The organism is Candidatus Culexmicrobium sp. (assembly GCF_058356305.1).
In genome coordinates, this window is sequence record NZ_JBTVBB010000015.1 from 64,801 (window position 1) to 78,622 (window position 13,822).

Below are 13,822 nucleotides of genomic sequence, written 5' to 3' on the forward strand. Positions count from 1 at the left end.
TTCTAGCATGTGTATTCGAGTTCATATATTTTTTGGTTGGTGTCTTGGAAGCCTAGTTTTTTGAATAGGTTTATTGCTGGTGTATTCTGCTCGTCTATTCCTACTATTGCCTCCTTTAATCCATGCTTCCTTAATGTCTTTAGCGCCTTTACTGTTAATAGGCTTCCTATACCTTTTCGCCGAAATTCTGGTATTATGCCAATTTCTGATATTACTCCTTTACCTTCCTGGTGTGTTGCTATTATGAAGCCTACATGTCTTCCATTGATTGTTGCAATGATCCATTTTTCTGGATTAAATTTTCCATCTATTTCATATAGTTGTTTTATTAATTTTTCAGTTTTCCTAATGTTTGAAGCTATTTCACGTGCATCTCTATCCATTGAGTCCCTGAAGCATTTTATGAATAGGTTTATGAATGCTTCTAATTTAACATGTTTTGCCGTTAGAGTTTTTATTGGAATGGATGGCTTGTAGGTTGGTATTTGACTTAGTTTTTTCTGCATTATCTTTGCTTTACGCCATATTTTGAATCCCAAGTTTTTGTAGAGTTTAATGTATTTTTCTATTTCATCTTCAAGTCCACTTATTGTGAATTTAATTTTCTTTGCTCCTTTTCCTATTAGATGTTTAGTTGCAATGTTTATGAGTGATGATGCAATATCTATTTCTTGGTATTCTGGTAGGATGCAGGGTCTGTATGGTGGTATTCTTCCAGTTGTATTGTTTTCCATTATGGCTTCTATGAAGCCGATAGGTCTTCCTTTATGTGTTGCGAATATGAGTTTGTATGTTGGGTTTTTAATATTCCTATTTATTATTTCTTCTATATATTTGACTGTTATTTTTGGATGCTGGGTATACCAGCTGTAATTTTTTAATGATTCATTCCATATTTTAGCATAATGTTCTTCATCACCTTTCATATATTCTCTATATTCTATTTCCATTCCATAGAAATTCTAAGTTCTTATTAATTTATTTTTAACTTTTCAACCAGATAGACTGGTATAACTTTTATGTTTTCTTCTTCGATTTCCTGGTTTAATGATATTATAATACCTCTATTAGCGTTGATTTTCCTTATTTTCTCCCTAAATTTTTTGATGTCTTTTTCTTCAACTTTTCCCTTTACTTCTATTGGAATTAATTTCATGTCTTTCTTTATGATTATGTCTATTTCACTTCTTCCCTTTCTATAATAGTATTTCGCTTCCAATGCATTTACAGTGTATGTTTCAATTACCTTGCCAAGTTGTCTTTCAAAGTTTTCCTTTGAATATGCGAATATTAGTGATGGAGTTTTTGGATAGTATTTCTTCAGTTTTCTTGAAGCTGCTTGAATGCTTGGCCTATAGTTTGATAATGATCTTATAATTAGTGATGATTCTAGGAATTTTAGATAGTTTGAGATGGTTATTTTGCTTTTCCCTAAATTTCTTGATAGTGTATTTATGTTGATTATTGCTCCTGGATTTGATAGAATTGTTTTTACAATGTTTTCTAGGAGTAGCATGTCTCTTGTTTTAAAGAAGACTGGTAGGTCTCTTAGGATTATTCTGTCTATAACTGTATTCCTAATATATTCACGTATTCTTTCTTCATCTTTCCAACCAACTATTTCTGGGAAGCCTGCTTTTCTCAAGTAGTCTTGAAAGTATATTTCAAGTCTTCTGGGGGAATATTTTATTTTTTCGAAATCTATTTTTCTCATTTCTAAGTATTCAATGAAGGTTAATGGCTTCATTTCCAGGGAGAAGAATCTTCCCGCTAATTTTTCTAGGGCTTCCTTGGAGAGCAATATTGTTGATGATCCAGAAATATAGAATTTTAAGTTGGGATATAAATCGTAGAAGCTTTTTACTATTGAACTCCAGTCACCTGCATATTGGATTTCGTCGAAGAAAATATAGATTCTACCTGCTTCTTCGAAGGGTTTTCTGAGGAAGTATTTTTCATAGACCTCTAAAACCTCTTTTACATTATATATTGCTTCATCGAAGGAGAAATAGAGTATATTTTCGGGATTTACTTTTTCTAGTAATTTTTCAATGGTTTGGTATAGAATTGTAGTTTTCCCAACTCTTCTTAGGCCTATTATTAGTAGAATTTGTCTTTCCTTTAAGCTTTTTAAGACTCTTTGAAATGCATGCCTCTTGAATGGTGGTGTGAGTTCCTTTCTAATTTTTCCAGTGAACCACCATTCATTAAATCTTTCTAGGTCGTTTTTAATCATATTGATATATTGCAATGAACCAATATTTAAATTTTAGGTAAATTGTAGTTTACCAATATTTCAATTAGTCTTGTTCCTATGTTATTTTGCTTATCTCCCTCCATAATTCGATAATGTCTTTATAGTTTTTATCTGGTATTTTTTCGAGTATTTCTTTTAGTTTTATTTCTTCTCCCCTTCTCCATGTTATTACTTTCCATCCCTGTTTTTCTATTAGTTTTTGTTTTGTTGTTGGAAATTTTGCATCTTCCAGTAATACTTCCATTGTTGCTTGTACTCCTATCTTCCTTGTTGGGCTTGGTGTTTTTCCTGTTTCTATGTATTTTTTGATTCTTGCTGCGTCGATGTACATTTTCTTTGTATGTGCTATTACGTAAACTTTCTCTGTTCTTCCTGATAGTTTGATTATTTGTTTGTATATTTTCGCTATTTCGTCTTTTGTGAATTGGTATAGGTTATGTTTTCCTTTTCCGAATAGTCGTGTGTAGAGGATATCCTTTACTTTTACTGGCTCCTCTTTTGATAGGTCTGTGCAGTGTACTATGCTGTGTTTTTCCACCAAATTTTCTATTAGTTTTCTTGCTTTGCTTGTTTTCCATTCATCTCCTCTTGGTTCCCATACTATTCTTACATTGTTTTGCTTTGCTATTTCAATTATCTCTTCTATTTTCCCTATTGTTTCTCTGGTGGGTTTGATTGTTGATGGTGTCTGTATTATTAGTAGTTGGCTTTCTAGTGTTTTGCATATTTCAATCATTTTATCTAGTATTTGTTTTGTTTGACTGTTTAATTCTAGTTTGTTTTCATGTGTTATTGATTTGTGGCATTTTATTGTGAATTCAAAGTTTGGGAGTGTTCTTTTCCTCCAGCTTTTAACTATTTCTATTGGGGGTATCTCATAGAAGGTTGAGTTTACTTCTACTACGTTGAATGCCTTTGCATACCATTTTAACTTGTCTCCCATTTCTCTTGGGAGTTTAAAATAGCTCCATCCACCTGTTCCTATTAGAATTTTCAATTTTCCTCTAAAACTATTAGCCTAACGTTTATTTCAATATTTTTCCTGTACTCATGTACCATAAGTACAGGTCTAGTATTCCTGGCTTTAAATTTATTTTTCTCGCTATCCTTTTTATTAAATTCTCAATTTTAATGTATTTTTTCTTGGTTATTGTTTTTCTATCTAGTGTCGGGTTTACTAGATTGTAGGCTTTTAGTATTTTTATTATATGTCTGTCTATTATTGCTAGGTTGAAGTATCCTACATTTCTTAGGAAGTGGCTTGCCTCCTTCATCCCAATACCCTTAATGTTTTTTGCTAGCCATTCTCTTTTCTTGTAGATGCCTTCTATTGATGTTAGTATTTCTTTTAGGTTTGAACTATATTTTCTTGCTAGCATTATGTATTCAGCTCTTCTTTTAGCGTATCTGTGCCCTACCCTTCTTAATACTTCTTCAACTTCTCTTAATGATCCATTTAGTATTAGGTTTTTCTCTTTCAGTTTTTTGGTTGCTTTTAATCCTGTAATTGCACTTGTATTTGCTGTTAGGATGCAGAAGACAAGTTCTTCGAACCATCTTTCACTTCCAGCTTTGTTTGTCTCTATGAATTCTTTTACTCTTTCATCTATAATTTTGTTTATCCTATCATTTTTCATTATCTTCTCTAGTTCTTTTATTAATTCGTTTAAGCCCATGTATGCTCACAGCCCACTTTAGCTCTACTTTTAAGTGGATGTTTATTATATAAAACATTGATAAAAGGGATTTGGTGGTTTGATGGATGGGTGAGATTAGGATTGGTACTTCTGGTTGGGATTATGCTGATTGGGTTGGAGTATTTTATCCTTCATCTAAGAGGAAGTTTGAGTTTTATAGTAGGGTTTTTAACACTGTTGAGATTGACTCAACCTTTTATAGTTTGCCTTCACCTAGGCTTGTTTATATTTGGAATAGGCGTGCTCCTGATGGTTTTACTTTTTCTGCTAAGATTCCTAAAATTATAACTCATAAGAAGGAGCTTAAGCTTAAGCTTGGTGTTGAGGATGACTTGAATTTATTTTTAAATTTAATGTCTCCATTGAGGGATTCTGGTAAGCTTGGACCATTACTTTTCCAGCTTCCTCCATCCCTTAAATTTAATTTAGGTTTGCTTGAGGATTTGTTTGAGGTTCTTCCTAGAGACTATATGTTTGCCATTGAGTTTCGACATGAGTCTTGGCTTAGGGATGAAACCTTTAGTTTGCTTAGGAAGTATAATGTTGCTTATACTATTGTTGATGAGCCATTGCTTCCTCCTTTATGTGAGGTTACTGCAGATTTTGCATATACTAGGTGGCATGGCCGTGGAAGTAGACCCTGGTACTATTATAGGTATAAGAGGGGGGAGCTTGAGGAGTGGGTTCCAAGGATTAGAGATGTTTCAAGTAGGGTTAAGGTTGTTTATGGTTATTTTAACAATCATTTTCATGGCTTTGCATGTGAGTCTGCATTAACTGTTTTGGAGATGCTTGGATTATTAACCCCTGAGCAAGTTAAGGTTAAGGAGAGAGTTGATGAATATTTTAGGAGTGGTAGGGCTTTAGTTCCTCCTCCAGCTCTTAGGGTTAAGGGCCTCCAATTATACACTCTACTTTCCAGTAATGATCCTATGAAGCTTATTAAACTATTTGTTGATAAGCGTAGATTTGAGAGGGCTCTCCAGATTTCTAGCGATGAATTTTCAATTGAAGAGTATTCTTCTTCCATGGTTAGGGCTAAGGTTAGAGATTACATTATAGTTATTGATGTTGAGAATAAAATTTTGATGCATGATTGCGCTGACTTTGCTAGGGTTTCCGTTGTAAAGCAGTTTTGTAAGCATATTACTCGGTTGTTCTCTCTTTTGCCTAACGAATTGGCAGTTAAGATTTTGAGGCAGATCTATGAGGATTTGGATGAGTGGACTTTTCGCCCATTGATTGAAGAGGCTTGACAAGTAATTTTTATATATTGTCAACTTACAATGGTTTACATGATGTCATTAAACATATTGACTCCTAGGCAGTTTACCTTGTGGAGGATGAAGAGGAGTGGCTTAAGTGTTAGTGAAATTGCATCAAGGTTGGGTATCTCTAGGCAGGCAGTTCATAAGGGTCTTCAGGCTGTTGAGGCTAAAATTTCACGTGCATTAATTTCAACTGCTAGGGCTAGTAGGATAGAGATTAGACGTATAGATTTGGATAAGGGTTTTCTTGTTGGTTATAGTCCTGGTTTAAATGTTGATGTATATGTAACCTTCTCCTATAGTAATGGCATTCAAATTTGGTTTAAACATAGGGGTAATTGTAGGAAGTGTTCCTTAAGGGAGAATTGTAGGAGAATTATATTCAATGAGGCGGAGGAGCGAGGTATAGATTTATCTGGCCTTGAGGATATGGAGCCATCAGATTTAGCTGAAATATTTTTCAGGAAGTTGGAGGTTGAAGGATGATTTCTTCTTTGATTAGTTTTTGTAGATTTCCACCCAACTCTACTGCTTTGAAGGGTGATGATGCTTTTGTAATGCTTCTCTGCAAGTCAAGGGCTAAATATGATGGTTTAACTAAGATTTTAACTCTGCTTTTTTGGATTTTGCTTTTATCAATTGACTCTATAATATTGTATTTTATATTTGTTTTTGATGGAGATTTTTCTGCTTGTTTAGTGGCATCATCCATAGTCTTTATTTCCATACTTGTTTTAATCATACCTTTCTTCTTTTCACCTTTAAGTTATGAAATAACTTTGAATGGCATTATTGTTAGGAGGTTTATGCGTAGCTTTCTTATTCCTAGAGATAGAATAAATGGTGCATGTAGAGTTAAGTGGAGTTGGAGGCATTTGAGGTTGCTTGGTTCTGGTGGTATTTACGGTTTCTTAGGCCTTTTTCTACTTAGAGGAGTTGGGAGGGTTTGGATGTATGTTACTAATAGGAATAATCTTGTGTTGATAACTACTGTTGATGGAACTAGATATATGCTCAGCCCTGGGGATCCTGGTGAATTTATATCGAAGTTAAATGAATTGCTCAGTTTTAATTGTCTTGGGGGTGTGCAGTTTGAGTGATGATGGTTATGCCATTGAGGTGTATGATTTGGTTAAGTATTATGGTAGGATTAAAGCTTTGGATGGTTTGACTTTTCATGTTTTTTCAGGGGAGATTTATGGTTTAATTGGTCCTAATGGTGCCGGCAAGACCACCACTCTTCGTATAATTGCAACCCTTTTGAAGCCTACCTCTGGTGTTGTTAGGGTTTTCGGTTTTGATGTAGTTGATGATGCAGATGAGGTTAGGAGGATTATTAGCTATCTTCCTGAGGAGGCTGGAGCCTATAAGAACTTGAGTGGTAGGGAGTATCTTGAGTTTATGGCTTCCTTTTATGCAAATGATAAGGATGAGCTGCTTGGGATGGTTGAGGAGGCTTCAAAGATATCTGGGCTTGGTGATAGGCTTGGGGATAAGATTAAAACTTATAGTAAGGGTATGAAGCGTAGACTTTTAATTTCGAGGGCATTGATGGTTAAGCCTAGACTTGCCATTTTAGATGAGCCTACTGCTGGTTTGGATGTTCTTCATGCCTTTCATGTTAGGAGGATTATTAGGGAGTATGTGGAGAAGTTTGATGTAACTGTTCTCCTATCCAGCCATAACATGCTTGAGGTTGAATATCTCTGTGATAGGGTTTCCCTTATTCATGAGGGTAGAATTTTGGTTGAGGGTAGACCTGATGAGTTGAAGGTTAAGTTTAATGCTTCTAATCTTGAAGAGGTATTTGCGAGGGTGACTGGTCTTGCCTAATTCATTTAAGATTTTATTGGAGAAGGAGATTAAGGAGATTTTGAGGGATCCTAAGATAGTTGTTGGTATGATTTTAATGCCAATTTTAATGTTTGGTGTTATGGGTTATGCCATGAATATATCATTTACTGCTATGAGGGAGGCTGTTCTTAAACCTAAGGTTGCTGTATTGGATTTGGATGGTGGGGTTATGGCTCAAACTTTAATATCCTTGCTTGAGTCTAATCCTAATGCATCTATAACTTTACTTGGGGCTATGTCTATTCATGATGCCTTATTGGAGGTTCAGAGGAGGGATCTTCAAGTCTTAATGGTTATTCCTAATGGTTTCAGTTTGAATGTTACTTTGGGTAGGCAGTCTGAGGTTGAGTTATATACTATATTTAAGTCTTTAAGTTTTGCTGAGGCTGGTACCTCCTCTACTCCTGTCGCTTTAGTTGAATATTTGAAGAGTCAATTGGTTGTTGAGGCTATTAAGAAGGCTTTCCCTGATAGGGATCCAGATTCTGTCTTGAATCCGATTGTTGCTGATCAGAAATCTGTTATTAAGGGTATTGTGTATGATGTTTCTCCCCAAGCAGTTATTGGTGTTATAAATTCTCAATCTATGACTATGCCCATGACTATTATGATGTTACTTGTCTTTGCCATGCAGCTTGCAGCTACTTCTGTTGCTATTGAGAAGGAGGAGAAGACTTTAGAGACCTTATTGACTCTGCCAGTTAATCGGTTGACTATTCTAGCTAGTAAGCTTGCAGGTTCAGTTATTGTTGCTGCCATTGGCTCTTCAATTTATATGCTTGGCTATACCTATTATATTGGATCATTCACTTCTCTTCCGGAATTTAGTTCTCTTCCCGGCTCTGAGGCTTTAGGTTTAACTTTAACTCCTCTCGGCTTTGCCTTGCTTGGATTGTCCTTATTTATCTCATTAATATCTGCTTTAGCTTTAGCTGTAACTATTTCTGCTTTAACTGAGGATGTAAGGAGTGCTCAGACTCTAGTTAGCTATTTATTCTTCTTAATATTTGCACCATCCTTTATTCAAATGTTTACTGATATTCGCTCATTGCCATTTCATCTTCAACTTTTACTCTACGCTATACCCTATACTCATCCAACATTAGCTGCTAAGGCTGCCATTTTAGAGGATTACTCAACGATAGTTTATGGCATTATTTATATGTGCATATTCACCTTTCTCATCTTATATGTTGCTGCTAAGCTCTTTACAACTGAGAAGCTACTTACAGCTAAGTTATCGCTTAGAAAGATTAAGTTCAGAAGGTAGCTTCAATTCCATTTACTTTGTTTTCTTTAGAATTCTAGTCGATATTAATGTTGCTAGATATATGATTGATAGTATTATTCCAGTGATTCCGCTTGGAGCTACATTTACTACCAGTGATGTTGTTAGGCCTATTAGTCCACATACTATTGAGAGGATAAGTGATATTACCATTATACTTGAAAGGTTATCCGCAATTTCAAGGGCTGTTGCTGCTGGTGCAACCATGAATGCATATACCAGTATTGATCCAACTGTTTTAGTTGTAGTTACAATGGCTAGTGATGCTAGTATCAGCATCATGTAATGATATATCTTTACATTTAATCCTAGGGCTTCTGCTCCCTCAACATCAAATGATATGTATGAAAATTCTCTGTAAAAGATTGTTGTTAAGATAACTGTTAATGCTGTGATTATGGCTAGAATTAATATGTCTTCATTTGACAGTAGTAGTACGTCTCCAATTAAATAGCCCCAAACTTCAGGTATTTTTTCCGATGGAATTAAGCCCATTAAAGTTACTGCTACTGACATGCTTATTGCAAATGCAACGCCTATTGCTGTTTCCATCTTTATGGTATATCCCTTTTCACCTGCATATCCTGTGAAGAGTGCGGTTATCACTGCGAATAGTATTGCCATTTGGAATGGATTTATCCATGGTGTTATCCCTGAGCTTTGCAGAAACACTCCTAATGCAGCTCCACCTAGTGCTGCATGTGCTATTTCAGCTGTTAGAAATGATATTCCTCTAACTACTGTAAATGATCCCATTGTTGCCGCTGAGAAGGATGCTAATATTATTCCAATTATCGCCCTCAATATGAATGGATTTCTAATCAGTATGTCAAGCATACACATCACCTGTAATTGCATAACATATGTTTCCCGATGTAATTACTCTGACATTTGGACCATATGCTTTCTTTAGATTTTCCTCAGTTATTACTTCAGTTATGCTTCCTTTCGCTATTATTCTCTTGTTTAGTAGGATTACCTCATCTGTATATTCTACTATTGGATTTATGTCATGTGTAACTAGCATTATTCCAATTTTTTCACTTCTCTCTAGTTTCTTGAGTGTTTCTAGTATTTCCCATTGACTTTTAACGTCTACTGCACTTAATGGTTCGTCTAGTAGGAGTAGTTTTGGTTTTGTGGCGAGTGCTCTTGCAATTAGAATTCTTTGCTGCTGGCCTCCTGAGAGTTCTGAGAATTTTTTATCCCATAGTTCCTCTAAGCCTACCTTTAGTAGGGCTTCTCTAGCTAGTAAAACATCTTTTCTCGTAACTATTCTTGGAGGCTTCTTTTTGCATAGTATTCCCATTAGGACGACGCTTTTAACTTTTACTGGTATTTCGAGTTCAATTCTCTCTCTTTGCGGTACATATCCAATATATCTTCTAAGTTTTAATGCGTCTTCTATTGGATTTAACCCTAAAACACTTATATTCCCACTTGTTGGTTTGATTAGTCCAATTAGAGTTTTTAGTAGGGTTGTTTTTCCAGCCCCGTTGGGGCCTATTATAGTTGTGAATTTTGGTAGATCTACTTTAAAGTTTAATTCTTCTAAGATTGTGTTTCCTTTTATTTTTACTGTTAAATTTTCAACTTTAATTTGATTTTCCATTCTAGACTCTCCCCATTAATAGCCATGCCTCTATTGATGCTATTACTGCTAGGGTTAGAGCTATGATTATTAGTGCTACTTCTAATGGAGTGTATGTGCTTGTTTGAGTTGATGATGATTTTTGTTGATTTGTTATTGCTCCAATTATTATGCCAATATTATACATTGTTAATTCAGTATATGAGGAGAAGTTTCTTCCACTTATTGTCTTTATGTATGCTATTGGTGTTCCGGTCTCTCTTGATATTTGTGTTACGTATTCTCCTAAGCTTGTTTTAACTGTTATGTCTGGTGAAATGATTATTTTATATTCTCCGCTTCTAAGTTTCTCTTCAATTTCTACTAATTCATTTGCGCTAACTAGTATTCCATGTCCCTTACTTAGGAATGCTTCACTTTGTATTTGAAGCATATCTACTACATATTGTGCTGCTGGGAATGCTATAACTGCTTTAATCCATTTTAAACCGAAGCTTTCTATTAGGCTTTCATTGATGTATTTCAGTATTATATTTATCTTATCTTTAAATTCATTGAATTTTTCTTCATAGTAATCTCCATTTTGAGGGTCAATCATCTGTAATTTCTCTTTAATTGTCTTTGCAATTGCTAATGCATTTTTGGGGTGAAGCCAGTATCCATGTAGATTTATTCCATTTCCAGGTATTGTTAGGAGTTTCAATTCATTTTTCTTGTAATCTTCAATGCTTATATGTGGAATATTTATTGACTGTAGAATTTCATTTTCAAATTGGAAGTGTCCAGTTAATATTAATAGTGATGAATTTCTAACGAGGCTGATTATGCTTGGTGTTAGTTGAAATGTATGTGGCTCCATTTCTTCTGGAAGGATAGTGTGGACTTCAATTTTCTCTCCTCCAATTTCCCTTGCTATTAGTGATAGGGTTTCAATTGATGTTGCAATTATTATTTTGTCATTTTCAGCTGATATTGATGCTTTTGTAGGAAGGAGTGTCAATATAATTATTATGGGTATTAGCTTCCATTTCATTTTTATACCTCCGGAATTTCATATCCATGGGGGCATTGCTTAGGTTTACCTAGGGATTCGCATAAAAGCTCGGTTAGTTCATCGTTGATTGCTGTTTCTAGACCTTTAATCATTGAACATGCAGTGTTTGCATCTACTCCTGAAATTTTAACAATTAGGACTTCTAGGATTCTATGTCTTCTAATTAGTTTTTTAGCTATTTTCAATCCTTCATCAGTTAGCCTTGCACCCTTCCTCTTCACATATCTTATATATCCTTTTTCAGATAACCTTTGGAATTTCTCAACTACTGTTGATGGTGAGATGCCGAGTTTTTTAGCCATTGAAATGCTACTAATATACTTGTTTGGAAATGCCTTTTCCCTGAATAGTATTAATAGGTATTCTGCTTCTTTTCTAGTTATTTTCATGGCTTTCATCTATTTAATTTCGGGTTTACCTAAAAAGTTTTTCTTTTAAAAATTTTTTATTCCATTTAATTTTTGATAATTTAAAAGTCTAGTATGCTTCAAGTGGAAGGCTTGTTAATTTAATTATTTTCATATCTCTTAGTTTTTCCATGACCTTTTTGATGTATTCATTTACTTCCTTTCGACTAATTCCCTTCTCCTTTAACATCTTTAGAATCTCTCTCTCAACTAATGCATACTTCTTATATCTTTCATTAAGGGTTTTCCATGGTATTCCCTTTAATGCTTCTGCTATTATTTTGTTGAATGGTATGATATTTTTGATCATTAGGAATGAAATTATTGGGTATCCAATATAGTTTCTATAGGTTGTTCCATTGTCACTACTATAGGCTACACCCCTCTTTAAGTCTAGGTATACATTGTATTTTCTTGTACCTAGGCTTGAGGTAACCTCTGCATAATTTTCCTTTAGGATTTTTATTCTCTTGTCTGCAATGCATCCAAGTGCCTCTAAAACTTTTATTCTAGGTGGTGGTGAGAGTATTATTTCACCCAATTTTTCACCAAGTTATTGTTGAAGCCAAATTACCTAATTATATGTTATGCTAGCTTATTTTATGACAATTTTTATAGGTTTCTTGAAATTGTTTTGTGTTGAGTAGGAGTTGTATTGATTTGAGTGGCTTTATTCTCGGTGTTTCTCATAGAGTTCTTTGGGATTATGGTTTGGTTAGAGCTATAAATTTAGCCCATAAAATTGGTTTTAAGGCCTTTGAATTGTGGGCTGAGCCTAGAGTTATTGATCCTTTGAGTGTTAATTTAAATTTAATTGAGAATTTAAGGTTGAAGTTTGAGGATTTGGGTTTAAATGTTTCTGTTCATACTGCTCATTGGGATGTTAATTTAGCTAGTTTAAATCCTCATATTAGACGTTTGTCTATTCAGTTTGCTAAGGCTACTTTGCTTATGGCAAAGTTGATTAATGCTAAGATTGTAGTTCTTCATCCTGGCAAGGCTTCTTCTAATAGAGTTTCTAGAAAGGAGGTTGAAAATTTAACACTACAATCATTTGAGGAGATTGTTGATTATTCTCTTGATATTGGTGCTAGAATTGCCATTGAGAATATGGAGGTGAATGATAAGCGTTGTACCTTTAGCTCTCCACATGAAATTAATTGCTTAATTGATGGGATTGAGAATTTATGTGGGGTTAGGGTTGGTTTAGCATTGAATATTGCCAATGCAAGTACAGTTATGAATCCAGTTGAATATATTGATGAGTTGGATGTAAATATTGAACATGTTCATGTTAGTGATGCTATTGGAAGCAATTTACACTTGCCAGTTGGGGAGGGTATTTTGGATTTTAAGGAGATTTTCAGAAGTCTTTATAGCCGTAATTTTGAGGGCTTAGTTATTGTTGAGGGATATGTTCCTAAGAAGAATTATGAGGTTGCTTTAAATAGTTTTGAAAGGTTGAATGGAATTATTTTGAATTTATAATTGGTATTCATTTTTGGTGTATATTTTTAATTTATATTTATGATGCGTTTATTTTATTTAAATATTTATTTAATATTTTAAGTCGAGGTGATTTATATGATTAAGAGGAAGATGGCTTATATATCCGCCTTAGTAATTGCATTGATCTTCAGCATATACATTACAACTACTATGGCAGTGAATATTGGTGGAACTGGTTTTTTATATGCTAGGGGTATAGGAACAGCTATACTTCAAGGTTCAGGTTCCTTTCTTCTTAGAGGTAGGGGTGTTATTACAATTGAGGACTATGGTGATTTTGACTTAACAGTTAGGGTTGATGGTCATGGAAGTAAGGTGATTAGAGGGAATACTGTAATCTACAGTGGATGTGGCAAGATATATGTTAAGGGTTCAAACTTACTGATTCACATTAGAACTTTAAGTGACGATTCAGAGGCTTTAGCTTATGGTACTGGGTGGGTTGTACTTCAAGGTACAGGTGTATTTAAGGCTTGGAAGCCTTAATGCTTCCCTCTTTTTTGTATGCATCGTACATAAACTATTTTACTTGTTGAGAAGTGAGTTATGATGGAAGTGAAGTTTAGTCGAGAAAAGGCGGAGCGATTATGGTCCGAAGGAAGAAGGATGCAGTGCAAATTCGATTTGAAATTCTTGAGCATCTACGATATAAGCAGGAGCCTATGCTACGTACACATTTATGGAGGAGGACCAGTCTTTCTTATGATGACTTTCTTAAGCATGTAATGTTTCTTATTGAAAGGGGTTTCGTTAAGGAGGTTGATGGTGGATTTATGATTACAAATAAGGGGAAGAGTGTTTATGATGAGCTTAAAAATGTGCTCCCTAAAATATTATAGTTTCACCAGTGGTGAGAAAGATGCTTATATTATTTTATTCTAATTTTAGGTGATTCGT

17 protein-coding genes are annotated in these 13,822 nt (G+C 34.6%); 8 read left to right on the forward strand and 9 right to left on the reverse strand.

The features are described 5' to 3' along the window. Positions 1–2 precede the first annotated feature (2 nt). From ACW8TM_RS04475 to ACW8TM_RS04490, 4 genes are all read right to left on the reverse strand, one after another. Positions 3–926: a GNAT family N-acetyltransferase gene (locus tag ACW8TM_RS04475; protein ID WP_491532079.1), complete on the reverse strand. Its 924-nt coding sequence runs from the start codon at positions 924–926 to the stop codon at positions 3–5. Positions 927–973: 47 nt separating this feature from the next. Beyond that, entirely contained in the window at positions 974–2,251 is a 1,278-nt protein-coding gene (locus tag ACW8TM_RS04480) for an ATP-binding protein (protein WP_491532080.1), read from the reverse strand. A gap of 61 nt (positions 2,252–2,312) precedes the next feature. After that, the gene (locus ACW8TM_RS04485) at positions 2,313–3,254 is read right to left on the reverse strand and encodes a DUF72 domain-containing protein (RefSeq protein WP_491532081.1); all 942 of its coding nucleotides are present in this window, start codon (positions 3,252–3,254) and stop codon (positions 2,313–2,315) included. Positions 3,255–3,282: 28 nt separating this feature from the next. After that, positions 3,283–3,933 (reverse strand): N-glycosylase/DNA lyase, encoded by a 651-nt coding sequence (locus tag ACW8TM_RS04490; RefSeq protein ID WP_491532082.1) that lies wholly within the window; start codon positions 3,931–3,933, stop codon positions 3,283–3,285. Positions 3,934–4,019: 86 nt separating this feature from the next. Between ACW8TM_RS04490 and ACW8TM_RS04495 the strand changes: the two genes are divergently transcribed. From ACW8TM_RS04495 to ACW8TM_RS04515, 5 genes are all read left to right on the forward strand, one after another. Beyond that, positions 4,020–5,210, forward strand: a complete 1,191-nt coding sequence (locus ACW8TM_RS04495; RefSeq protein ID WP_491532083.1) for a DUF72 domain-containing protein — start codon at positions 4,020–4,022, stop codon at positions 5,208–5,210. An 87-nt stretch (positions 5,211–5,297) separates the two neighbouring features. Next, entirely contained in the window at positions 5,298–5,708 is a 411-nt protein-coding gene (locus ACW8TM_RS04500; RefSeq protein WP_491532084.1) for a hypothetical protein, read from the forward strand. Then, positions 5,705–6,322 (forward strand): PH domain-containing protein, encoded by a 618-nt coding sequence (locus ACW8TM_RS04505; protein WP_491532085.1) that lies wholly within the window; start codon positions 5,705–5,707, stop codon positions 6,320–6,322. Before ACW8TM_RS04500 ends, ACW8TM_RS04505 begins: the two co-directional genes overlap by 4 nt. After that, positions 6,276–7,055, forward strand: coding sequence for an ABC transporter ATP-binding protein (locus ACW8TM_RS04510; RefSeq protein WP_491532086.1), 780 nt, complete (start codon positions 6,276–6,278; stop codon positions 7,053–7,055). Before ACW8TM_RS04505 ends, ACW8TM_RS04510 begins: the two co-directional genes overlap by 47 nt. Then, entirely contained in the window at positions 7,048–8,346 is a 1,299-nt protein-coding gene (locus ACW8TM_RS04515; protein ID WP_491532087.1) for an ABC transporter permease, read from the forward strand. Before ACW8TM_RS04510 ends, ACW8TM_RS04515 begins: the two co-directional genes overlap by 8 nt. Before the next feature lie 12 nt (positions 8,347–8,358). Here ACW8TM_RS04515 and ACW8TM_RS04520 read toward each other — a convergent pair whose 3' ends face one another. From ACW8TM_RS04520 to ACW8TM_RS04540, 5 genes are all read right to left on the reverse strand, one after another. Beyond that, entirely contained in the window at positions 8,359–9,201 is an 843-nt protein-coding gene (locus ACW8TM_RS04520; RefSeq protein ID WP_491532088.1) for a metal ABC transporter permease, read from the reverse strand. Beyond that, positions 9,194–9,976 carry a metal ABC transporter ATP-binding protein gene (locus tag ACW8TM_RS04525; RefSeq protein WP_491532089.1) on the reverse strand — a complete coding sequence of 261 codons (783 nt, stop codon included), beginning with the start codon at positions 9,974–9,976 and terminating at the stop codon, positions 9,194–9,196. The genes ACW8TM_RS04520 and ACW8TM_RS04525 overlap by 8 nt, the downstream gene beginning before the upstream one ends. A 1-nt stretch (position 9,977) precedes the next feature. Beyond that, on the reverse strand, positions 9,978–10,988 hold the full coding sequence (locus ACW8TM_RS04530; protein ID WP_491532090.1) for a metal ABC transporter substrate-binding protein: 1,011 nt from the start codon (positions 10,986–10,988) through the stop codon (positions 9,978–9,980). Positions 10,989–10,990: 2 nt separating this feature from the next. Continuing rightward, a complete protein-coding gene (locus ACW8TM_RS04535) occupies positions 10,991–11,398 on the reverse strand; it encodes a metal-dependent transcriptional regulator (protein WP_491532091.1) in 408 nt (135 codons plus the stop codon). 88 nt (positions 11,399–11,486) lie between these two features. After that, complete coding sequence (locus tag ACW8TM_RS04540) at positions 11,487–11,957, reverse strand: hypothetical protein (RefSeq protein WP_491532092.1); 471 nt, start codon at positions 11,955–11,957, stop codon at positions 11,487–11,489. 119 nt (positions 11,958–12,076) lie between these two features. Between ACW8TM_RS04540 and ACW8TM_RS04545 the strand changes: the two genes are divergently transcribed. The 3 genes from ACW8TM_RS04545 to ACW8TM_RS04555 all read left to right on the forward strand — a co-directional run bounded on the left by ACW8TM_RS04545 (position 12,077) and on the right by ACW8TM_RS04555 (position 13,764). Continuing rightward, entirely contained in the window at positions 12,077–12,904 is an 828-nt protein-coding gene (locus ACW8TM_RS04545) for a sugar phosphate isomerase/epimerase family protein (protein ID WP_491532093.1), read from the forward strand. A gap of 96 nt (positions 12,905–13,000) precedes the next feature. Next, positions 13,001–13,411, forward strand: coding sequence for a hypothetical protein (locus tag ACW8TM_RS04550; RefSeq protein ID WP_491532094.1), 411 nt, complete (start codon positions 13,001–13,003; stop codon positions 13,409–13,411). A 101-nt stretch (positions 13,412–13,512) separates the two neighbouring features. Next, entirely contained in the window at positions 13,513–13,764 is a 252-nt protein-coding gene (locus ACW8TM_RS04555) for a winged helix-turn-helix domain-containing protein (RefSeq protein WP_491532095.1), read from the forward strand. Positions 13,765–13,822 lie beyond the last annotated feature (58 nt).

Bases quoted from the DNA above. Each gene is read 5' to 3' on its own strand.
- ACW8TM_RS04475 (WP_491532079.1), bottom strand. From the start codon at position 926: ATGAAAGGTGATGAAGAACATTATGCTAAAATATGGAATGAATCATTA.
- ACW8TM_RS04490 (WP_491532082.1), bottom strand. From the start codon at position 3,933: ATGGGCTTAAACGAATTAATAAAAGAACTAGAGAAGATAATGAAAAAT.
- ACW8TM_RS04495 (WP_491532083.1), top strand. From the start codon at position 4,020: ATGGGTGAGATTAGGATTGGTACTTCTGGTTGGGATTATGCTGATTGG.
- ACW8TM_RS04500 (WP_491532084.1), top strand. From the start codon at position 5,298: ATGAAGAGGAGTGGCTTAAGTGTTAGTGAAATTGCATCAAGGTTGGGT.
- ACW8TM_RS04505 (WP_491532085.1), top strand. From the start codon at position 5,705: ATGATTTCTTCTTTGATTAGTTTTTGTAGATTTCCACCCAACTCTACT.
- ACW8TM_RS04510 (WP_491532086.1), top strand. From the start codon at position 6,276: ATGAATTGCTCAGTTTTAATTGTCTTGGGGGTGTGCAGTTTGAGTGAT.
- ACW8TM_RS04520 (WP_491532088.1), bottom strand. From the start codon at position 9,201: ATGCTTGACATACTGATTAGAAATCCATTCATATTGAGGGCGATAATT.
- ACW8TM_RS04525 (WP_491532089.1), bottom strand. From the start codon at position 9,976: ATGGAAAATCAAATTAAAGTTGAAAATTTAACAGTAAAAATAAAAGGA.
- ACW8TM_RS04530 (WP_491532090.1), bottom strand. From the start codon at position 10,988: ATGAAATGGAAGCTAATACCCATAATAATTATATTGACACTCCTTCCT.
- ACW8TM_RS04535 (WP_491532091.1), bottom strand. From the start codon at position 11,398: ATGAAAATAACTAGAAAAGAAGCAGAATACCTATTAATACTATTCAGG.
- ACW8TM_RS04550 (WP_491532094.1), top strand. From the start codon at position 13,001: ATGATTAAGAGGAAGATGGCTTATATATCCGCCTTAGTAATTGCATTG.
- ACW8TM_RS04555 (WP_491532095.1), top strand. From the start codon at position 13,513: ATGGTCCGAAGGAAGAAGGATGCAGTGCAAATTCGATTTGAAATTCTT.